Here is a 20,837-nt window from a genome sequence, read left to right on the forward strand (position 1 = left end):
TCAGAGCCGCTGACGCGCTGGCCACCGGCCTGACCCCGGATTGCGTCCCCTGGGCAGACCGGACGTCCAGCTGGCCGCCGCTCCATCCACCCGGGCTCCCGTGCCATAGGGTCCCCGCTGGTTGAGCAGACCTGCCCCGATGAGCCCATCCCCCGGCAGCAGGCTGGTGCTCGGCGTCGCCACCCTGACCCTGGCGCTGGTGGGTCCTCAGGCCGTGGCGGCAGCCGACCAACCACCGCCCGCCCAGCGGAGCGCGACCCCGAGCCAGCGCTTTCTGCTGCTGGCGGCCGATCGCCAGAGCGTGGATGGCCAGCTCGGCAAGCTGATCGCCGAGGGCCGGGTGCAGGCCAGGTTTGACGGCTGGCTGCTGTTCGCCGACCGGGTCGAGGTGCTGGAGGCCACGCGCACGGTGTATGCGAGCGGTCGCATCCGCCTGATCCGCGGCGACCAGACGCTGCAGGCGGGCCGGCTGCGCTACAGCGAACTCGAGGGCAGCGGCGAACTCGAGGACGTCTACGGCGTCATTGACCAGGAGGCCCTGGATCGCCAGCTCGCTGAGGTCGAGGGGAAAGGCGACCGCGATTACACAACCACAGCTGAAGCCGACGCGGACGCGGATAGCGGTACCGCAGTGGGCTCTGCCGGTACCGGTGATCAAACGGGCCTTGCCGAGGGGACCGAGGCTGCGGACACTGCGGCACCGGCCGGCGCCGATGCGGAGACTCTGGCCGTGGACAGCGGCCCCGATTTCGCCTGTCCCGAACTCAGCAGTGATCCCCGGCGGCGCACGCTGCGTGAACTCCTGCCGCCGAGGCGGGTGGCGCTGCCCACGCTGCCGGCCCCCGCCGGCTGTCCTGGAGCGGAGAGCTCCAGACCCCGGGCGTTGCGGGAGCGGCTCACCGACGTAGCCATGGGCAGGCCCGGCGGCGGCCCCGACGAGCTGGGCGGGGACGACGCCCGCGGCGACACGGGAGCAGCGATCGAGGACGGACCCGACGGCCGAACGATCCGGCAGCGCGTCACTGACGTGCGCCTGCGCCAGAGCCTGGATGCCTCGCTCCGGTTCGACCTGGTGGCCGTGGAGGAGAACGACCCGGAGACCAGCGGCGGCAACCCCACCGGCCCCAGCGTGCTGCGGCGGCCGAAGCGCGAGCAGGGGCGCCTCAACCGGATGCGCTTTCAGGCTTCCACGGTGCGCGTCGACGGCAACCGCTGGAGCGCCCGGGAGATCGCCTTCACCAATGACCCCTTCACCCCGGCGCGCTCCTGGCTGATCGGCTATGGCGTCGAGGCCCGCCTGGCCGAGAACGGCGTCACGCGCATCCGGGCGCAGCGCACCCGCATCCTGCTGAGCAACCGGCTCTCACTGCCCGGGATCAACAACACCACGGTCGGGGAGGAGGGTGTGCAGGTGTACGTCGGCGCCGACCGCCGCGACCGCGACGGCCTCTATCTGGGCTACAACCTGCCCACCCTGCCCCTGGGCAGGAAGGGCACGCTGGATCTCCAGCCCCAGTTCCTGCTGCAGCGCGCCATCGAGGGCCGCACCGACAGCTACACCAGGCCCGGGAGAAGCCTGGCCGGTCCCCGTGTGAACCAGGACCTCGGTGTGGGCGACCTGTTCGGTCTGGTGGGCGTGCTGGACACGCCGATCGACCGCGTCCGGCTGCGGGCCAAGGCCGATCTCTCCACCTTGAATCCCGAGAACTTCGCAGCAGGCAGCCGCGCCACCGCCGTCCTCAGCGCGCCCGTCGGGCTGCCCGGCCACGACAGCGCCGAGCTGGGAGCCTTCGCCAGTTACCGGGAACAGATCCTCAACGGCAGCCTGGGCCGGCAGACCGTGGTGGAGTCCTACGGAGGCCAGCTGGAAGGGAGTCTGGTGCTCAACCGTGCCGCCGAGGCCGACCCGATCGACCGCAGCGGCCCCACGCCCTCCCTCGCCCCGGTGCGGATCGACTGGAGCGCCATCAGCGGCAGCTACCGGGCCGAGCTGTTCGACAGCGACACCCTCGACACCCAGTGGCGCACGCGCTTGAAGGCCACCGTGCGCAGCTCTCTGCAGCTGTGGCAGGCGCCGCTGGATCCGGAACGCCGCGAGCTGCCGGCGCTGCTCTACTCCGCGGTGCCGGTCCGGCCGGGACTGGCTCTGGATTTCGGAGTGGTGGGAACGAGTGCCTTCTATCAGGACGGCGAGCGCCAGAACACGCTCACGCTCTTCGGTGGCCCCGCCGTGACGCTGGGGCGGTTCCGCGAGCCCTGGTTCGACTACACCCAGCTGGAGCTGCTGGTGGGAGGCACGCTGCGCGATGGGCTCAGCCCGTTCAGCTTCGACCGGGCGGTGGATCTGCGCACCGTCAGCTTCCGCGCCGCCCAGCAGCTCTACGGCCCCCTGGTGGTGGAGGCCGGAGCCACCGTGAACATCGACGACCGCTCCCGCTTCTACGGCGACATCAGCTACTCCTACGTGGAGCTGAAGCTGCAGCAGCGCTCCTACGAGCTCGGGGTCTTTTACAGCCCATACGACGGCACCGGCGGCATCCGCGTGAAGCTCAACGACTTCAGCTTCGGAGGCAGTGGCACGCCCTTCGTGCCGCGGCCGCACTCAGCGGTGGACCGGCAGTTCGGCGAAGGCCGTTGAGTCAGCGGAAGCCGCTGAGGTAGGGCAGAACCGCGGCTGTCGCGCTCAGTTCGGCGTCATGGGCCAGGAGCTGGGAGGTGCCGTCCCAGTGGCCCGTCAGCAGCATGCGCCGGGGACCCGGATCCAGGGTCACGGGCCAGCGGTTGTCACCGGCGAACTCGCTCTCCAGCACCACCTCCATCGCCTCGAGATCCACGAGCAGCTCGGCGCCGGGATCGACGGCGATCGCCTCCTGGAGCTCGGCCACATGGGCGGGGTCGGCCGTGAGGCAGGGAAGGCCGAGGGCCAGGCAGTTGCCGAAGAAGATCTCCGCGAAGCTCTCGCCCACCAGCGCCCGGATCCCCCAGCGCATCAGGGCCTGGGGGGCATGCTCACGGCTGGAGCCGCAGCCGAAGTTGCGGTTCACCACCAGCACCGAGGCCCCCTGGTGTTCGTCGCGGTCGAAGGGATGGTCGCCGGACCGTTCACTGCGGTCGTCGGCGAACACGCCCGTGGCCAGGTTCTCGAAGGTGACGCACTTGAGGAAGCGGGCCGGGATGATCCGGTCGGTGTCGATGTCGGCGCCCGGCAGGGGCAGGCCGCGGCCGCGGTGGGCGCTGATCGGGCCGGCAGGCAGGGGTTGGTGGCTCACGGGACGAGGGATGGGATCAGAGGCGGCTGGCGGCAGAGGGTGCCGACGACAGCTCGGGGGAAGGCTCGGAGCCGGGCCTGGTGGCGGATGGGGAGGCGTCGCCGTCAGCCAGCAGCCGGCGCACGTCCACCACCTGGCCGGCGACCGCGGCGGCCGCCACCATCGCCGGGCTCATCAGCAGGGTGCGGCCGGAGGCCGACCCCTGGCGGCCCTTGAAGTTGCGGTTGCTGGAGCTGGCACTGAGCTGACGCCCCTCCAGCCGGTCGGGGTTCATGGCCAGGCACATCGAGCAGCCGGGCTGGCGCCACTCGAAACCGGCCGCGCGGAACACCGCGTCAAGCCCCTCGGCCTCGGCGGCGGCAGCCACCTGCTCGCTGCCCGGCACCACGAAGGCCCTGATGCCAGCGGCCACCTGACGCCCGCTGGCCACGGCAGCGGCGGCGCGCAGGTCGCTGAGGCGCCCGTTGGTGCAGCTGCCGATGAAGCACACGTCCACCGGCGTGCCGGCGATCGGGACACCTGGGCGCAGATCCATGTACTGGTAAGCCTCGCCGGCGAGGGCGCGGTCGTCGGGATCGAGCTGGTCGGGCGTGGGCACGGTCTCGTCCACCCCGATGCCCTGGCCGGGGGTGATGCCCCAGGTGACGGTGGGGGCGATGGCGGCGGCATCGAAGCGCACCTCGTCGTCGAAGACGGCATCGGCGCCGCTGGCCAGGCCGCTCCACCAGGCCACGGCCCGCTCCCAGGCCTCGCCGCTGGGCGCGCAGGGGCGGCCCCGCAGGTAGTCGAAGGTGGTCTGGTCGGGATTCACGTAGCCGCAGCGGGCGCCGCCCTCGATCGCCATGTTGCAGAGGGTCATGCGCTCCTCCATCGACAGGGCCTCGATGGCAGGACCGGCGAATTCGTAGGCGTGGCCGACGCCGCCCTTCACCCCCAGGGTGCGGATGATGTGCAGCACCAGATCCTTGGCGAACACGCCTGGCTGCAGCTGGCCATCCACCCAGATGCGCCGCACCTTGAGCTTGGTCATCGCCAGGCTCTGGCTGGCGAGCACGTCGCGCACCTGGCTGGTGCCGATGCCGAAGGCGATCGCCCCGAAGGCCCCGTGGGTGGAGGTGTGGGAGTCGCCGCAGGCCACGGTCATGCCCGGCTGGGTGAGGCCCAGCTCGGGGGCGATCACGTGCACGATCCCCTGGCGGCCGCTGCCGAGGCCATGCAGGGTGATGCCGTGCTCGGCGCAGTTGCGCTCCAGGGTGGCGAGCATCTCCTCGGCCAGGGGATCGGCGAGCGGCCGCGCCTGGGACGTGGTGGGCACGATGTGATCCACCGTGGCCACGGTGCGCTCGGGGTGGCGCACGCTCAGGCCGAGGTCGCGCAGGGCCGCGAAGGCCTGGGGGCTGGTGACCTCGTGGATCAGGTGCAGGCCGATGAACAGCTGGGTGGAACCGCCGGGCAGCTCGGAGACCCGGTGCAGATCCCAGACCTTGTCGTAGAGGGTGCCGGCGCTCACGGAAGACCAAACGACGGGTCGCTCACCCTAGGGCGCGGCCAGCAACCGCAGCCGCAGGCGGTTCAGTGCCTCGCCGGTGGTGAGGGTCTGGATCCAGGAGCGGCCACGGCTGGCGCTGAAGCGCGCCGCCTCGCTGCGGCTGCCGTCGGGTCCCGCCACGGCGATGTGCACCAGGCCCACCGGCTTGGCGGCGCTGCCGCCGCCCGGGCCGGCGATGCCGGTGACGGCGATGCCCCAGGTGGCGCCGGTGAGCCGCAGCACCCCCTCCGCCATCGCCAGGGCCACCGGGTCGCTCACCGCCCCGTGCACCGCCAGGCTGGTCTCCGACACCCCCAGCACCCCCTGCTTGACGGCGTTGGCGTAGGCGATCACCCCGCCCAGGAAGGCGTCGGAGGCGCCGGGCACGGCGGCCAGGGCCGCACCGATGCCGCCGCCGGTGCAGCTCTCGGCCACGGCCACGGTCTCGTCCCGCTGACGCAGCAGCTCCAGCACCACCGCGGCCAGGGAATCGTCGTCGGCGCCGAAGCACCACTGGCCCACCCGGCTGCGGATCTCCGCCTCCAGCGGCTCCAGCAGGGCCCGGGCCGCGGCAGTCGTGGCCGCCCGGGCGGTGAGGCGCAGCTTCACCTCGCCGGCGCCGGCATAGGGGGCCAGCGTGGGGTTGCCGCCCTCGAGCAGATCCGCCACCCGCTCGGCCAGCTCCGACTCGGCCAGCCCCCAGAAGCGCAGCATGCGGCTGGCGAACACCCCCTCGGCCAGACCGGCGGCCCGCAGCCAGGGGGCCGCGGTGTCGCGCCACATGGCCCGCATCTCACTGGGCACCCCGGGGAAGGTGAGCACCGTGAAGCCTGGCCGGGGGGTCCAGATCATGCCGGGGGCGGTGCCGGTGGGATTGGGCAGCAGCTGGGCGTCCGGCGGCAGCAGCGCCTGGCGGCGCAGGCTCGGCGTCAGGGGCCGGCCGGCCCGCGCCAGCCGGGACTGGATCGCCGCCCAGGCCTCCGGCCGCTCCTCCAGCGTTGCGCCGAAGGCGGCGGCGATCGCCTCGGTGGTGAGGTCGTCGGGGGTGGGCCCCAGACCACCGGTGGTGATCAGCACCCGGCAGCGCCCCGCCGCCTCGCGCACGGCGGCGATCAGGCGCTCGCGGTTGTCGCCCACCACCTGCTGGCGCAGGTGGGGGATGCCCAGACCCGCGAGCTGCTCGGCGAGCCAGCGGGCATTGCCGTTGGTGATCGTGCCCAGCAGCAGCTCGGTGCCGATGCAGAGAATCTCGGCGGCGGCTGGGGCAGGGGATGGCGTCATCCCAGGTCGTCCTGGCTCTGCAGGGCCCGGCGGGTGCTCACCAGCACCCAGATCAGCACGGCGGTGGCGAGGCCCAGCCAGAGGAAGCGCATCTCGGCGTTCACCAGCACCAGGGCCAGCGAAGCCAGCCACTGGGTGAAGGCGTAGATCACCAGCACCGTGCGGCGATGGCTGAGGCCGGTGCGCAGCAGGCGGTGGTGCAGATGGCGGCGGTCGGGATGGAAGGGGGAATGGCCCTCGCTGAGGCGGCCCATGATCACCGCCGACATGTCGGCCAGGGGCAGCGACAGGATCAGCAGCGGCAGCAGCAGGCTGACGCTGGTGAGCCCCTTGGCAGGCCCCACGATGCTGATCGCCGCCAGGGCGAAGCCGAGGAAGTAGGAGCCGCCGTCACCCATGAAGATGCGGGCGGGATTGAAGTTGTGACGCAGGAATCCCAGGCAGCTGCCCGCCAGGGCGGCGGCCAGCAGGCCAGCGGCGGGCTGGTGGAGGCTGAAGCTCACCGACAGCAGTCCGACGGCGGCGATGCCGCTCACGCCGGCGGCGAGGCCGTCGAGGCCGTCGAGCCAGTTGATGGCATTGGTGATGCCCACCAGCCAGATCACCGTGGCCAGCAGGCTCAGCCAGTCGGGCAGCTGCACCAGGGTGCTCGACTGGCCGGCCCAACCGGAGGGGATCTCGATGCTGCCGATCCGCACCCCTTCGCTCCACACCACCAGCGACACCGCCAGCTGGGCCGCCAGCCGGGGCAGGGGCGGCAGGGCGAACAGGTCGTCGGCCAGGCCGATGACGAAGAAGCAGAGGCAGCCCGCCAGGGTGGTCCAGATCAGCAGATCCTTGCTGGGCTCGAGTTCGGCGAAACCACCCAGCAGCCAGGTGAGCGTGAGGGCCAGGCTGAAGCCGATGACGATGCCCACACCCCCCAGGCGCACCATCGGCCGGGTGTGCTGCTTGCGGGCGTCGGGCTGGTCGGTCAGCCCCCAGCGCAGTCCCAGGTGCCGCACCTGGGGCACCACCAGCGCCGTGAGCAGGCCCGCCACCACGAAGGTCAGCAGCGCTGCCGCATTGGGGCTGTAGGCAAGGGTCACGGCAAGGGGCCGGGGTGGACTGCGGAATGGACGCCGAGGGGCGCCACCCTACGGGCGACGGCGCGACTCAGGCTCTCAGGCCGGCTGCAGTTCCCTTGCCTCGGCGTAGAGCGGAAAGCGCTCGCACAGGGCCGCCACCCGCTCGCGGCAGCGCTGCTCGATGACGGCATCCTCCGGGTTGAGCAGTCGGTCGGCGATCACATCGGCCACCTCCCTGAAGGCGGCCTCGTCGAAGCCGCGGGTGGTGCAGGCGGCGGTGCCCAGGCGCAGGCCGCTGGTGACGAACGGCGACTGGGGATCGAAGGGCACCGTGTTCTTGTTGGCGGTGATGTGCACATCGCTCACCAGCAGGTCGGCCACCTTGCCGGTCATGGCGATGCTGCGCAGGTCGAGCAGCACGATGTGGTTGTCGGTGCCGCCGCTCACCACGGCGATGCCGCGCTCCTGGATGCGCTCGGCCAGGGCCTGGGCATTGGCCACCACCTGGCGGGCATAGGCCTGGAAGCCGGGCTGCAGGGCCTCGCCGAAGGCCACCGCCTTGGCGGCGATCACGTGCTCCAGCGGGCCGCCCTGGGTGCCGGGGAACACGGCCTTGTCGAACTGCCTGGCGAACTCGGCGTCACGGCAGAGGATCAGACCGCCGCGGGGACCGCGCAGGGTCTTGTGGGTGGTGGTGGTGACCACGTCGCAGACGGGCACCGGGTTGGGGTGCACGCCGGCGGCCACCAGACCGGCGATGTGGGCCATGTCCGCCAGCAGGTAGGCGCCCACCTCATCGGCGATGGCGCGGAAGGCCTGGAAATCAATCGTGCGGGGGTAGGCGGAGTAGCCGCACACGATCAGCTTGGGCTTGTGCTCCAGCGCCAGCTGGCGGATCGTGTCGAAGTTGAGCTGCTGGGTGTCGGGATCGACGCCGTAGTGCACGGCCTTGAACCACTTGCCGCTCACGTTCACCGGCGAGCCGTGGGTGAGGTGGCCGCCGTGGCTGAGGTCCATGCCCAGGATCGTGTCGCCGGGCTGCAGCAGGGCCAGGAACACGGCGAAGTTGGCCTGGGCGCCGCTGTGGGGCTGCACGTTGGCCCAGGCCGCTCCGAACAGCTCCCGGGCGCGCTCGATCGCCAGCTCCTCGATGGCGTCCACGTGCTCGCAGCCGCCGTAGTAGCGCTTGTGGGGCAGACCCTCGGCGTACTTGTTGGTGAGCACCGAGCCCTGGGCCTCCATCACGGCGCGGGAGGCGAAGTTCTCCGAGGCGATCAGCTCCAGGTGCGTCTGCTGGCGGTCCAGCTCCTTGCCGATCAGGGCTGCGATGGCGGGGTCGCCGGCCGCCAGCGGCTGGTTGATCGCGGTGGCGGGTTCGGCCATCGGTGCGCGGGCGGTGTGCAACGGAATCGTAAGGAAGCGGGCAGCGGGAATCGTCCCTGGATCAGCCGATCGCCAATCAGCCGTGCCCGCGGCGACGGCGCGGCGGGATCGCACCGGCTGCTCGCAGGGCAAAAAAAAGCCCCGGACAGCCGGGGAATGAAAAGCGCGCCTGGAGAGATTCGAACTCCCGACCCTCTGATCCGTAGTCAGATGCTCTAATCCGCTGAGCTACAAGCGCAGGTGGGCATCGCTCTGCCCTGGAGGCATTCTCAACGCATGGGGGGCCCCTCCGTCAACTCCCGCATCCAACTCCCGCACCCAACTCCCGCGCCCCACTCCCGCACCCAACTCCCGGCCCCGGCGCGCGGGAGGAACCGCGGAGGCCATGATCGGGAGCGACAACCCACCCTGCGAACCATGCCGATCCGCTGGTACGGCCCGGCCGACCCGGCCGACCCCACCTACCGGCACTTCGATCGGATCGTGAACCTCACCCTGCACGCCGCCCTGTTCGCCGCCATCAACAGCGGTCTGTGGGTGGTGCAGGAACTGCGCAGCCCCTGGGCCCATCTGAGCTGGCTCACCCTGGGCTGGCTGCTGGCCCTGCTCACGCACGCCGGGGTGGTCCTGGCGCTGCGGCCCGGCCGCGAACGGGACGCATGACCCTCTCCTCCAGCGACATCAACGACCTGCGGGATGCCCTCGCCGACCGGCTCTACCTGCAGGTGGCCGGCTGGCACCTGTATCTGGGCGATGCGGGTCTGGCCCAGGAGCTGGCCATCGAGTGCGCCGCCCGCCTCGACCAGGGCAGCGCCGTCTGCGCCCGCCAGGCCCTGGAAGCGGTGCAGGTGCCGATCGGCGGCGGCGCCACCCGTCTGCCCCTCGCCCGTCTGATTCCCGCCGGCCAGCTGCGCGACCTGGAGGACATCCTCGAACCGTTCTGCCGTTGAAGCGTGCGCGGCCCCGCCGGGGCGCGCTCAGCCCCGGCGGGGCAACTGGGGCAGCCGGCGCCCCACCAGGGCCATCACCTGGCGAGCCTCGGGCACCCCGGCGGCACCGGCGACGGCGGCGTAGATCACCAGGCCCAGGCCGCTGCTCAGGCCGGTCTGCAGCAACCGGCCCCAGAGACCGGAGGGCCAGGCCACGACGGTCGCCAGCAGCCAGGCCGCCCCGGCCGCCAGCAGCGCCGCCAGCAGCAGCTGCAGCGTGTCGCGCCCCCAGGCCAGCAGCGGCAGTCCCCCCAGGCGCCGGCGCAGGGCCAGCAGCAGGCCGCCGCAGGTGATCAGATTCACGGCCACGGTGGCCATCACCAGCCCGGCGGCGCCCAGGTAGAAGGCCGGCAGCAGCTGCGCGTCCCAGGGTGTCGGCCCGCCCACGAACACCCAGCAGAAGATGGCGTTGAGGCCGATGCCCGCCAGCGACCAGCGGAAGGGCGTGACGCCGTCGCCGAGGGCGTAGAACACCCGCACCAGCACGTCCCGGGCCAGGTAGGCCGGCATGCCGATGCCGTAGGCCATCAGCAGCTGGCCCACCAGGGTGGCGGCACCCGCGTCGAAGGCGCCGCGCTCGTAGATCAAGGCCACGATCGGCACCGCCAGCGCCACCATCAGCGCCCCCAGGGGCAGCATCGAGGCGTTGGAGAGCATCAGGCCCTGGCGCACCCGCTGGATCAGTTCGGGCCGGTCCGCCGGCGCCGTGAGCCGGGCGTAGAGCGGCAGCAGGGGCACCAGCAGGGCGTTGGAGATCAGGCCCAGGGGCGTCTGCACCAGCAGGTTGGCGTACCCCAGGCCGGCCGCCGCCGCCGGAATCCCGGAGGCGAAGAACAGGGACACGAAGACGTTGATCTGCAGCATCCCCGAGGAGAGGGTGGCGGGGCCCATCACCTGCAGCACCTCGCGCACGCCGGGATCGCTCCAGTCCCACACCAGCCGGAACTGGTGCAGGCCCCGGCGCACCAGTTCCGGCAGCTGCACCAGCCACTGCAGCACCGCCCCCACCGTGGTGGCGCCTGCCAGCACCACACCCCCCAGCAGCGCCTGCTGGGGCAGGGCGATGTCCGCACCCAGCTGCCACCAGAGCAGGGCCAGGCCGGCGATCACCGAGAGGCTGGAGAGCATCGGGCTCACCGACGGCAGCCAGAACACGTCGGCGGCGTTGAGAGCACCGAAGCCCAGGCCGATCAGTCCGGCGAACAGGGCCATCGGCGCCATCCAGCGCAGCTGCACCACGGCGATGGCGTGCACCTCCGGCGCCAGCCCGGGGCCCACCAGGCGGATCAAGGGGTCTGCCGCCACCAGCAGCACCAGGGTCACCACGATCAGCCCGGCCCCCACCAGGGTGTTGATCGCCGCCAGCACGTGCGCTCCCTCCTGGCGGGGGCGGCGCGCCAGCACGCTCACCATGGCGCTGTGGAACGGTCCGTTGATGCCCCCCAGCAGGATCAGCAGGAAACCGGGCAGCACATAGGCGTAGTTGTAGGCGTCGTAGGCGGCACCCACGCCGAAGGCGGCGGCGATCACCTGCTGGCGTACCAGACCGGCCACCTTGCTCAGGGCGGTGGCCACGGCCACGATCAGGGCGATGCGTCGCAGCGATGGGGCCATGGCGGGGCCGGTCGAGCGGGCCCGGGACCCGCGGAGTCGAGCGGCAGTATGGCCGCCGCCCCCTGCCGCAAGCGCCGATGACCGTTCCGATCCTGGACGCCGGCCCCCTGGTGGCGGGGGTGCTGGTGAAGCGCTACAAACGCTTTCTGGCCGACGTGGAGCTGCTGGAGCCGGGGCCCGGGGGGGAGGCGGCCGGCGCGGTGGTGACCGCCCACTGCCCCAACACCGGCCCGATGACCGGGGTGCTCCATCCCGGCGGCCGGGTGCTGCTGCGCCACGCGCCTTCACCCAGCCGCAAGCTGGCCTGGACCTGGGAGCAGGCCGAGGTGAGCGGCGCGGGCGGCACGCCCATCTGGGTGGGCATCAACACCGCCCTGCCCAACCGGCTGGTGCGGGCGACGATCGAGGCCGGCTGCCTCGAACCCTGGCTGGGCCCGATCGCGGCGATCCGGGCGGAGGTGCCCTACGGCCCGGGCCGCCGCAGCCGCATCGACCTGCTGCTCACCCCGGCCGAGGGGGCCGCCGATCCCCGGCCGATCTACGTGGAGGTGAAGAACACCACCTGGACCCGCGGCGATCTGGCGCTGTTCCCCGACACCGTGACCGAGCGGGGGCAGAAGCACCTGGAGGAACTCACCGGCCTGCTGCCCGAGGCCCGGGCGGTGCTGGTGCCCTGTCTGAGCCGGGGCGATGTGCGCCGCTTCGCGCCGGGGGACAGCGCCGATCCCCGCTACGGCGACCTGTTCCGCACCGCCCTGGCGGCGGGGGTGGAGGTGCTGCCCTGCATCTATCGGTTCGAGCGCGACGGCGTGAGCTGGCAGGGGCTGGCCGCCGTGGAGACCCGCGACCCGGAGATGCCGGAGCGGACGGGAGAGGCGGACCCCAGCGCCGATCGCCAGCCGGCGGGGCGGCGCCCATAGAGTCGGACCACTCAAGTGGCGGCGATTGTGGATACCCGGGCCTTCAAGCGTTCCCTGCACCACTCGGAGCGTTACAACCGCCGCGGTTTCGGCCTCGGCGAGGAGGTGGCCGGCAGCCTGCAGACCGCCTATCAGAGCGATCTGGTGGCCAGCCTGCGCACCAACGGCTACGAGCTGCGGCGGGGACGGCTGACGGTGCGCCTGGCGGAGGCCTTCGGCTTCTGCTGGGGCGTGGAGCGGGCGGTGGCGATGGCCTACGAGACCCGCCGCCACTACCCCAGCGAGCGCATCTGGATCACCAACGAGATCATCCACAACCCCTCGGTGAACGATCACCTGCGGGCGATGAACGTGGAGTTCATCCCCGTGGATGGCGGCGTGAAGGACTTCTCCGAGGTGGCCGGCGGCGACGTGGTGATCCTGCCCGCCTTCGGCGCCACCGTTCAGGAGATGCAGCTGCTCAATGAGCGCGGCTGCCACATCGTCGACACCACCTGTCCCTGGGTGTCCAAGGTGTGGAACACCGTGGAGAAGCACAAGAAGCATGCCTTCACCTCGATCATCCACGGCAAGGTGAAGCACGAGGAGACCCTCGCCACCAGCAGCTTCGCCGGCACCTATCTGGTGGTGCTGGATCTGGCCGAGGCCCAGCTGGTGTGCGACTACATCCTCGGCAAGGGCGACCGGGAGGCGTTCATGGCCCGCTTCGCCAAGGCCTGCTCGCCGGGCTTCGATCCAGACCGCGACCTGGTGCGGGTGGGGGTGGCCAACCAGACCACGATGCTCAAGAGCGAAACCGAGGAGATCGGCAAGCTGTTCGAGCGCACCATGCTGCAGCGCTACGGCCCCGCCCGGCTCAACGACCACTTCCTGGCCTTCAACACGATCTGCGACGCCACCCAGGAGCGCCAGGACGCGATGTTCGCCCTGGTGGACGAGCCCCTCGATCTGATGGTGGTGATCGGCGGCTACAACTCCTCCAACACCACCCACCTGCAGGAGATCGCCGTGAGCAGGGGCATCCGCTCCTTCCACATCGACACCCCGGAGCGCATCGGACCCGGCAACCGCATCGCCCACAAGCCGCTGGGCGGCGATCTGGAGGTGGAGGAAACGTTCCTGCCCGAGGGGCCGATCCGGGTGGGCATCACCTCCGGGGCCTCTACCCCCGACCGGATCGTGGAGGAGGTGATCGAGCGGTTGATCGAGCTCAGCGAGCCCTGAGCGTCCGCCGCAGCGGCACTGTCGCAGCGGCTGCAGGTGGCCCTGCGGCGAGCCCTTTACATTGATTCACGAAGGCCGTTGCCAGAGCCCTTGCTGTCGTCGAGTCCGCCCCTCAACCCGCCTGCCGAGGCCCTCGCCTCCGGCCACCGGGCTGAGGCGTCAGGCAGCCCTGGAGATGCCGCCACCACCACGAAGCCGTTGCGGGACGCGGACGATCCCCGCGTGGGCCGCTACGCCAGCAGCTTCGCCGACCTGATGGAGATGCGCGCCGCCGCGGAGGATGTGGAGCGCTATCTCGACCGCCATGAGGGCTGGTTCCGCCGCTGCGCCGCCCCCATGCCGGTGGAACCGCTGGGGCACAACGGCTACCGGCTCACCCTGGGCCGCTTCGGCAACTTCGGCTTCGAGGTGGAACCCACCATCGCCCTGGAGCTGCTGCCGCAGAGCGCCGGCGTCTACCGCATCATCACGGTGCCCTCAGCCGGCGGCGAGGGCAGCCTCGACGGCCTCTACGACGTGGAGTTCAATGCCGCCCTGCAGCTCGACCAGCCGGAAGCGGATCTCACCCTGGTGCGCTGGCAGCTGGACCTGAGCGTCTGGATCCGCCTGCCCGGGGTGATCACCCTGTTGCCGGCCTCACTGGTGCAGAGCAGCGGCGAGCACCTGCTGCGCCAGATCGTCCGCCAGATCTCCCGGCGGCTCACCTGGAAGGTGCAGGAGGATTTCCACGCCACCTACGGGCTGGACTGCCCACCGCGACGTCGGGCCCAGTTCTGAGCCACACCCTCCATCCGGTTGGATGGAGGGAAGATTCCGCTCAGACGGGACGGTTCTCCCAGATCCTGTTGAGGATCTGCATGCCGCTCACGGCCTGCCAGAGGAAGAGGGTCATCATCGCCATGTTCAGGCCCACATGGGCCTTGCGAGCGATCAGGTTGCCCTGCTGCATCAGCGGGATGAGGGAGACGGCCAGAGTCAGGAGACAGACCATGGCGATGCCCACCAGCAGGTGGGGGCCCACGAACAGCTTGCCGTTGTTCAGATAGGTGACCGCCATGCCACCGAAGCAGCCCAGCACCAGCAGGGCCAGCAGGATGCTGCCCATCTGGAAGTGGCGTTTGGCGAACTGGCCCTTGATGAGCTGCTTGCGGGTCTCGGCGTCGGCGGTGCGCGTCTTCTTGGCCTTGATGCCCAGCAGCATGCTGTAACCCGCCAGGGCCAGCAGACCCCACATGGTCAGCGGGTGCAAGAAGTTGAGGGCGAAGGCGAGCGACTCGGGCATGGGTCGGGGGTCGCGGGGGTGCGTCGGGCCGAAGCTACAACCGCTCAGTGCAGGAAGTGACGCCGGCCCGTGACCACCATCACCAGGCCGAGTTCGTCGCAGGCGCTGATCGAATCCGCGTCGCGCACGCTGCCTCCCGGCTGAATCACCGCCCTGATGCCGTGGCGCGCCGCCAGCCGCACGGTGTCGTCGAAGGGGAAGAAACCATCGCTGGCCAGCACAGCCCCGCGGGTGCGCTCCGCGGCGGCCTCCAGCGCCAGCCGGGCCGAACCCACCCGGTTCATCTGGCCGGCGCCGATGCCGAGGCTCTGCCCGTCCCGCGCCACCACGATGGCGTTGGAGCGCACATGGCGCACCAGCTTCCAGGCGAAGCGCAGATCATCGAGCTCCTCGATGCCGGGCTGGCGGGCGCTCACCACCTGCCAGCCGCTCTCCTCCACCGGCGCGTCATCGAGATCCTGCACCAGCACCCCGCCCAGCACGGTGCGCAGCTGGCGGCGCGGTGCCCTGGCGATGGCGCCGGGATCGAGCTCGAGCAAGCGCAGGTTGGCCTTGGCCGCCAGCTGCTCCCGGGCGGCGGCATCGAAACCGGGCGCCACCACGCACTCCAGAAACAGGCTCGTGAGCTGCGCAGCGGCGGCGCTGTCCACCGCGGTGTTGAGCGCCACGATGCCGCCGAAGGCCGAGAGCCGGTCGGCATCCAGGGCCCTCTCCAGGGCGTGGGCGCAGCCCCGGCCCACGGCCACGCCGCAGGGATTGGTGTGCTTCACCACCACCGCCGCCGGCTGGGCGCCGTTCCCGTAGCCGAACTCCCGCACCGTGGCCAGGGCGGCATCGAGGTCGATGAGGTTGTTGTAGCTGAGCTCCTTGCCCTGGAGCTGGCGGGCCGCTCCCCAGCCGGCATCCCTGAGGCTGTACCAGAGGGCCGGCTGGTGGGGGTTCTCGCCGTAGCGCAGCGACTGATGGGCGGGCAGCTCCAGCCGCAGGGGCGCCTCCGCTGGGCCCTCGGCCGCCGCTGCCCGCTGGTCGGCAAGCCGCGCCGCCAGCCAGCCGCTGATGGCCGCGTCGTAGGCCGCCGTGTGCTCGAAGGCCGCCAGAGCCAGCTCGCGACGCAGCTCCTCGTCCACACGGCCCTGGCGCAGGGCGTTCAGAAAACCCTCGTACTGGCCGGGGCTGGTGAGCACCGCCACGTCGGCATGGTTCTTGGCGGCGGCACGCACCATCGCCGGCCCGCCGATGTCGATGGTCTCGATGGCGGTGTCGAAGGCCACGGCTGGGTCGGCCACCGTCTCGCGGAAGGGGTAGAGGTTCACCACCACCACATCGATCGGGGCGATGTCCTGAGCGGCCAGGTCCGCCTGGTGGGCGGCGTCCGAGCGGCGGGCGAGGATGCCCCCGTGGATACGGGGATGGAGGGTCTTGACCCGGCCGCCGAGGATCTCCGGAGCGCCGGTGTGGTCGGCCACCCTGGTCACCGGCAGCCCCGCAGCCTGCAGGGCCGCCGCGGTGCCGCCACTGGAGATCAGCTGGTAGCCGGCCTCCAGCAGTCCCTGGGCCAGGGGCACCAGACCGTCCTTGTTGGAGACGCTCAGGAGGGCCTTGGGGGCCATGGCTCGCGATCGCACAGCAGTGGAGCCAACCTACGCAGCAGCTGCACCGCCGCCATGACCCGGGAGGACGCCGCGCCTGCCCCCGCGCAGGATTCCACGGGGACGGACCGTCTCCAGCGAGGCCCCGCATCCGCCAGGCACCGCCTGGTGCTGCTGCACGGCTGGGGAGCCGATGCCGACGACCTGTTCGAACTCGGAGAGCTGCTGGTGGGACCCGAGGTGAGCGTGGTGGCGCTGCAGGCACCGCTGCCCCATCCCGCGGGCGAAGGGCGGCAATGGTACGACCTGGAGCAGCCGGGATGGCCCCAGCTGCCGCCGGCGCGGCAGGACCTGCGACGACGGCTCCTCGACCTGGGTGGCGAGGTGCCCCTCAGCCGCACGGCGGTGCTGGGGTTCTCCCAGGGAGCCGCCCTGGCTCTGGATGTGGTCACGGGCGCTTCCGGCCTGCCGGTGGCCGGCCTGATCTGCTGCAGCGGATACCCCCACCCCGGCTGGCAACCCGAACGCCCCGGAAGCGCTCAGGGGGAAGCGGCCGCGCCGGTTCTGCTGACCCATGGGCAGCTGGACCCCGTGGTGCCCCACGGAGCCAGCGAGGAACTCAGCAGGCAACTGCGCGCCAGCGGCCGCGACGTGGAGTTGCTCAGCTTCAGTGGCGGCCACACGATTGACGCGAGCCTGCTTCCCAGGTTGAGAACCTTCCTGCAGGCCTGCTGGCGCAGGGCTGACACAGGGTTGATCTGAACGAGATGATCCGTCCGAGATGACCTGAAACCTGAAGCGGCCGGACTGGATCAGACGAAGGCGTACTCGTACTCCTCCATCTCCTCCCAGTCGTCGGCGGCCAGGGCCTCGATGCCTTCGAACAGCACGTCCTCGCCGATGCGATCGACGATCTCGCGCAGCGACGGGAACAGGAAGTGGTTCTCTTCGGCGTACTGGGCGCTGAACAGTCCCTTCTCACCCCAGAAGAAGCGGTCGGTGGTGTGCTCGTTGCGGCGAACGTTCAGCAGCGCGGGAGCCATCAGGGCCTGCTCGGCGATGTAGCGGCGCGCAGCGGTGACGGGCTTGTGGGAGCCGGTTTCGAGATTGAAGGTGGGGACATGGGCCAGCACCCGCTGACCGGCCAGACGGCGGCGGCTGATCCGCTTGCGCTTCTTGGACATGAGCTAGCTCCCGAGAAAGGGAGGATCGAGGAACAGGGGGAGGGAGACACGAGCGGGAGAGGCCCGCAGGGCGAACCGGGGCTCCAGGGAGCACCGGCCGGAGACGGCCAACCCGTCGGTGCTGGACACGGCCCGGGGGCGTCGGCACGGCTGCGGGGTTCCGCCCATTCGGAACCCCGGACAGGGGGTGAGCGGCCAGACCCCGGAGATCCAGGGCCCGAACACACCTCTGCTGTAGCTTCGTTGGCGGCGAAGCGCAACTGGGTGTGCGCATCACCACCAACGGCATCGACGGCCAGAAGGACCGCGCGGGAACCGTGCGGTAGTGGTCGATACGACGATCTTAAGACTTTTTCCCGAAATTTCCCCGCCCGCTCCAGATTTTCTTCGGCACCCCGACCCGCCGGTCGATCCCCAGACGCCGATGCCAGTCTCCAAGCGGTTCCTGAGCCTGCTCAGCTTCCAGCTGGCCCAGTTCGCCGACCGCGACGAGGTGACCTCCCTCGTGGTGTACGTCACCGAGCCCGGTCCGGCGGACACCCCCAACCTGATCCCCGTGGGCCAGTGGCCCGCCGGGGCCAAGGCGCTGCCGGCCCTCAGCGATGCCAGTCCGCTGCGGGCAGCGGAGGAGCGGCGGCGCTGGCTGCCGCTGCGCCATCGGGGCATGCTGCTCGGCGCCCTGCAGGTGGAGACCAGCCAGGTGCCCTGGCCGGAGCCCCTCAACCAGCGCCTGCGGGCGGTCGCCCTCTGCCTCACCGAGGGGCTCTGCCTCGATCTCGAGCACCGGCAGCTGCAGCACCAGCTGAACCTCCAGCAGGAGCAGCTGCGGGTGCTGTTGCACCAGCTGCGCAATCCCCTGGCGGCGCTGCGCACCTTCGGCCAGTTGCTGCTGCGGCGCCTGGGCGGGGACAGCCGCAACCGCCCCCTGGTGGAAGGACTGCTGCGGGAGGAACAGCTGCTGCGGCGCTATGTGGATGCCATCGACCGGCTCGGCCAGGGCGAGGCGGTGTTCGCGGCCGCGGAGGCCGCCCCGCCGCTGCTGCTGCCCCCCAGCCTGGGCGGCGGACCAAAGCAGCCCCTGGGGCCGCAGCTGCAGCCGCTGCTGCAGCGGGCAGCCGCCACCGCCAGCCTGCAGTCGCGCCGCTGGCACCCGCCGGGGCACCTGCCGGACTGGCAGGGCGACACCGGCAGCGTGGCCGAGATCCTCGCCAATCTGCTGGAGAACGCCTTCCGCTACAGCCCGCCCGGCGCCCCGGTGGGCCTGCACGTGGCCGGCTCCCCGCAGCAGAACTGGCAGCTCACGGTGTGGGACGGCGGCACGCCGATCCCGGAGCCGGATCGGGAGCGGATCTTCCAGCCGGGGGTGCGGGGGGCCGACTCCGCCGATCTGCCCGGCACAGGCCTGGGGCTGGCCCTGGCGCGGGAGCTGGCCCGCCGGCTGGGCGGCGACCTGAGCCTGGAGGACTCGCCCCGCCGCATCGACGCCTCCCTGCCCGAGCGGGGCAACGCCTTCCGCCTCACTCTGCCGCCGCAAGACACCACAGCAGGCCCGTGACCAGCAGCGCCAGCGCCTCGCTCCACTCCACACAGGCCCCATAGCTGTCGCCGCTGTGGCCGCCTAGGCGGCGCCCCAGCCACCAGGGCACCAGCAGGGCCGGCGGCAGGCCCGCCAGCACCAGGCCCGCCAGCAGCGGCAGACGCGCCGGGGTCAGGGCAGCACTCAGCGCCAGCAGAGGGAGAGCGGCAAGCAGGGCCGGCAGCACCTCCCTGCCGAGCCCGCGCCAGTGGCGGCGATGGAAGCCGGCGGTGCCACCGGCCGCCGGCGCCCCGCGCAGGTAGGGGTAGCGGTGCATCGCCAGCAGCGGCGCGATCCGCCCCCAGAAGCAGGCCCACACCAGAGCCAGCGCGCCGAGCCAGGCAGCCGCCGAGGCCAGGCAGGCGAGGCCGGCGGCCCGCAGCAGCGCCAGCTGCAGCGCCGCCTGCACCGCCGCGGCCCCCACCCGGCTGTCCTGCATCGCCTCCAGGGCGCGGGGGCCGGCGGCCAGCCCATCAGCGGTGTCGAGAGCCCCGTCGTGATGCAGCCCGCCGCTGAGGGCCAGCCCCAGGGCCATCAGCAGCGCCACCCGTGCGCCCACCGGCAGCCAGTCGTGACTGAGCAGCCAGAGCAGGGCCTGCAGGGCTCCGAGCACGACGCCGATCAACGGCGCGAAGCGGGCGATGCGCTCGAAGCGGGGGGCGATGACGGGCCAGGCCGGCAGCACCGAATAGAACACCCAGGCACCGGCCAGATCGCGCAGCCAGCCCGGGGAGCGCCCCAGGCGGCGCCTAGCGTCGTGCCTGCTCCGCTGCGGCCCCATCAGCGCGTCACTCCAGGCCTTCCAGTTCGCCACCACGGCCCGCTGCAGCGTCAGCCGCGCCCGCTGCGGCCTGTTCCACACCCCCCACGGCAGCGTCGCGACCCCCTGCTTCATGCCCGTGGGCACCCTGGCCACGGTGAAGGGCGTCACGGCCGATCAGCTGCGCGGCACCGGCGCCAGCATGGTGCTGGCCAACACCTATCACCTGCATCTGCAGCCGGGCGAGGCGATCGTGGCCGAGGCCGGCGGCCTGCACCGGTTCATGGGCTGGGACGGACCTCTGCTCACGGACTCGGGCGGGTTCCAGGTGTTCAGTCTGGGGGACATCAACCGCATCGACGACCGGGGGGTGACCTTCCGCTCGCCCCGGGACGGCCGCCGCATCGAGCTCACGCCGGAGCGGTCGATGGCGATCCAGATGGCCCTCGGCGCCGATGTGGCCATGGCCTTCGACCAGTGCCCCCCCTACCCGGCCCGTGAATCCGAGGTGGCGGACGCCTGCCGACGCACCCATGCCTGGCTGGAGCGCTGCATCGCCAGCCACAGCCGGGCCGACCAGGCCCTCTTCGGCATCGTGCAGGGAGGCTGCTTCCCGGAGCTGCGGGCGGAATCGGCCCGGGTGGTGGCCTCGATGGATCTGCCCGGCATCGCCGTGGGCGGTGTGAGCGTGGGCGAACCCGTGGAGGAGATGCACCGGATCGTGCGCCAGGTGGGCCCGTTGCTGCCGGAGCACAGGCCGCACTATCTGATGGGGGTGGGCAGCCTGCGGGAGATGGCCGTCGCCGTGGCCCAGGGCTTCGACCTGTTCGACTGCGTGCTGCCCACCCGTCTGGGGCGTCACGGAACCGCGCTGGTGGGCGGCGAGCGCTGGAACCTGCGCAACGCCCGCTTCCGCCACGACCACGCTCCCCTGGATGCCGGCTGCCCCTGCCCGGCCTGCAGGCGCCACAGCCGCGCCTACCTGCACCACCTGATCCGCGCCCAGGAACTGCTTGGCAAGACGCTGCTCAGCCTGCACAACATCACCCATCTGGTGCGCTTCAGCCGGGCCATGGCCCGGGCGATCCGGGAGGGTTGTTTTGCGGAGGATTTCGCTCCCTGGGAGCCGCGGTCCCCGGCCGCACACACGTGGTAGCGTCCGCACCACGCC

At 71.6% G+C, this 20,837-nt stretch carries 19 protein-coding genes and 1 tRNA gene; 9 read left to right on the forward strand and 11 right to left on the reverse strand.

What is annotated here, in order from left to right; translation table 11 throughout:
• Positions 1-139 precede the first annotated feature (139 nt).
• On the forward strand, positions 140-2,638 hold the full coding sequence (locus tag KBY90_RS05760; RefSeq protein ID WP_254967515.1) for a DUF3769 domain-containing protein: 2,499 nt from the start codon (positions 140-142) through the stop codon (positions 2,636-2,638).
• Between the two features lies 1 nt (position 2,639).
• Here the strand turns inward: KBY90_RS05760 and KBY90_RS05765 are convergent, their stop codons facing one another.
• From KBY90_RS05765 to KBY90_RS05790, 6 genes are all read right to left on the reverse strand, one after another.
• Positions 2,640-3,269: a 3-isopropylmalate dehydratase small subunit 2 gene (locus KBY90_RS05765; RefSeq protein WP_254967516.1), complete on the reverse strand. Its 630-nt coding sequence runs from the start codon at positions 3,267-3,269 to the stop codon at positions 2,640-2,642.
• Positions 3,270-3,285: 16 nt separating this feature from the next.
• Positions 3,286-4,779 carry a 3-isopropylmalate dehydratase large subunit gene (gene leuC, locus KBY90_RS05770; RefSeq protein WP_254967518.1) on the reverse strand — a complete coding sequence of 498 codons (1,494 nt, stop codon included), beginning with the start codon at positions 4,777-4,779 and terminating at the stop codon, positions 3,286-3,288.
• Positions 4,780-4,806: 27 nt separating this feature from the next.
• Entirely contained in the window at positions 4,807-6,078 is a 1,272-nt protein-coding gene (locus KBY90_RS05775) for a competence/damage-inducible protein A (protein ID WP_254967519.1), read from the reverse strand.
• The gene (locus tag KBY90_RS05780; RefSeq protein ID WP_254967520.1) at positions 6,075-7,166 is read right to left on the reverse strand and encodes an MraY family glycosyltransferase; all 1,092 of its coding nucleotides are present in this window, start codon (positions 7,164-7,166) and stop codon (positions 6,075-6,077) included. Before KBY90_RS05780 ends, KBY90_RS05775 begins: the two co-directional genes overlap by 4 nt.
• Before the next feature lie 75 nt (positions 7,167-7,241).
• Entirely contained in the window at positions 7,242-8,528 is a 1,287-nt protein-coding gene (gene glyA, locus KBY90_RS05785; protein WP_254967521.1) for a serine hydroxymethyltransferase, read from the reverse strand.
• A gap of 164 nt (positions 8,529-8,692) precedes the next feature.
• Positions 8,693-8,766, reverse strand: a tRNA-Arg gene (locus KBY90_RS05790).
• Positions 8,767-8,945: 179 nt separating this feature from the next.
• Here KBY90_RS05790 and KBY90_RS05795 point away from each other — a divergent pair.
• Positions 8,946-9,191: a 2TM domain-containing protein gene (locus tag KBY90_RS05795; protein ID WP_254967522.1), complete on the forward strand. Its 246-nt coding sequence runs from the start codon at positions 8,946-8,948 to the stop codon at positions 9,189-9,191.
• Complete coding sequence (locus KBY90_RS05800; RefSeq protein WP_254967523.1) at positions 9,188-9,478, forward strand: DUF3181 family protein; 291 nt, start codon at positions 9,188-9,190, stop codon at positions 9,476-9,478. Before KBY90_RS05795 ends, KBY90_RS05800 begins: the two co-directional genes overlap by 4 nt.
• A 27-nt stretch (positions 9,479-9,505) precedes the next feature.
• Here the strand turns inward: KBY90_RS05800 and murJ are convergent, their stop codons facing one another.
• On the reverse strand, positions 9,506-11,131 hold the full coding sequence (murJ, locus tag KBY90_RS05805) for a murein biosynthesis integral membrane protein MurJ (RefSeq protein WP_254967524.1): 1,626 nt from the start codon (positions 11,129-11,131) through the stop codon (positions 9,506-9,508).
• A 77-nt stretch (positions 11,132-11,208) separates the two neighbouring features.
• Here murJ and sfsA point away from each other — a divergent pair, with 77 nt between their 5' ends.
• From sfsA to KBY90_RS05820, 3 genes are all read left to right on the forward strand, one after another.
• On the forward strand, positions 11,209-12,051 hold the full coding sequence (gene sfsA, locus KBY90_RS05810; RefSeq protein WP_254967526.1) for a DNA/RNA nuclease SfsA: 843 nt from the start codon (positions 11,209-11,211) through the stop codon (positions 12,049-12,051).
• A gap of 27 nt (positions 12,052-12,078) precedes the next feature.
• Positions 12,079-13,275 (forward strand): 4-hydroxy-3-methylbut-2-enyl diphosphate reductase, encoded by a 1,197-nt coding sequence (locus KBY90_RS05815; protein WP_254967527.1) that lies wholly within the window; start codon positions 12,079-12,081, stop codon positions 13,273-13,275.
• A 198-nt stretch (positions 13,276-13,473) separates the two neighbouring features.
• The gene (locus KBY90_RS05820) at positions 13,474-14,052 is read left to right on the forward strand and encodes a DUF1997 domain-containing protein (protein ID WP_254967579.1); all 579 of its coding nucleotides are present in this window, start codon (positions 13,474-13,476) and stop codon (positions 14,050-14,052) included.
• Positions 14,053-14,092: 40 nt separating this feature from the next.
• Here the strand turns inward: KBY90_RS05820 and KBY90_RS05825 are convergent, their stop codons facing one another.
• Together KBY90_RS05825 and purH are read right to left on the reverse strand one after the other, a co-directional pair.
• A complete protein-coding gene (locus tag KBY90_RS05825) occupies positions 14,093-14,557 on the reverse strand; it encodes a DUF4079 domain-containing protein (protein WP_254967528.1) in 465 nt (154 codons plus the stop codon).
• A gap of 44 nt (positions 14,558-14,601) precedes the next feature.
• The gene (gene purH / locus KBY90_RS05830; RefSeq protein ID WP_254967529.1) at positions 14,602-16,167 is read right to left on the reverse strand and encodes a bifunctional phosphoribosylaminoimidazolecarboxamide formyltransferase/IMP cyclohydrolase; all 1,566 of its coding nucleotides are present in this window, start codon (positions 16,165-16,167) and stop codon (positions 14,602-14,604) included.
• 54 nt (positions 16,168-16,221) lie between these two features.
• On the opposite strand from purH, the gene KBY90_RS05835 reads away from it, so the two are divergent.
• On the forward strand, positions 16,222-16,908 hold the full coding sequence (locus tag KBY90_RS05835) for an alpha/beta hydrolase (protein ID WP_254967531.1): 687 nt from the start codon (positions 16,222-16,224) through the stop codon (positions 16,906-16,908).
• 50 nt (positions 16,909-16,958) lie between these two features.
• On the opposite strand, the gene KBY90_RS05840 is transcribed toward KBY90_RS05835, so the two are convergent.
• Complete coding sequence (locus tag KBY90_RS05840; protein WP_254967532.1) at positions 16,959-17,330, reverse strand: DUF3155 domain-containing protein; 372 nt, start codon at positions 17,328-17,330, stop codon at positions 16,959-16,961.
• A 424-nt stretch (positions 17,331-17,754) separates the two neighbouring features.
• Between KBY90_RS05840 and KBY90_RS05845 the strand changes: the two genes are divergently transcribed.
• Positions 17,755-18,885, forward strand: coding sequence for a sensor histidine kinase KdpD (locus KBY90_RS05845; protein WP_254967533.1), 1,131 nt, complete (start codon positions 17,755-17,757; stop codon positions 18,883-18,885).
• On the opposite strand, the gene KBY90_RS05850 is transcribed toward KBY90_RS05845, so the two are convergent.
• Entirely contained in the window at positions 18,848-19,687 is an 840-nt protein-coding gene (locus tag KBY90_RS05850) for an adenosylcobinamide-GDP ribazoletransferase (protein WP_254967580.1), read from the reverse strand. The two genes, KBY90_RS05845 and KBY90_RS05850, sit on opposite strands and share 38 nt — an antisense overlap.
• Between KBY90_RS05850 and tgt the strand changes: the two genes are divergently transcribed.
• The gene (gene tgt / locus KBY90_RS05855; protein WP_254967581.1) at positions 19,686-20,822 is read left to right on the forward strand and encodes a tRNA guanosine(34) transglycosylase Tgt; all 1,137 of its coding nucleotides are present in this window, start codon (positions 19,686-19,688) and stop codon (positions 20,820-20,822) included. The genes KBY90_RS05850 and tgt overlap by 2 nt on opposite strands.
• Positions 20,823-20,837 lie beyond the last annotated feature (15 nt).

It is taken from the genome of Cyanobium sp. CH-040 (assembly GCF_024346135.1).
Taxonomy (GTDB): Bacteria; Cyanobacteriota; Cyanobacteriia; order PCC-6307; family Cyanobiaceae; genus NIES-981.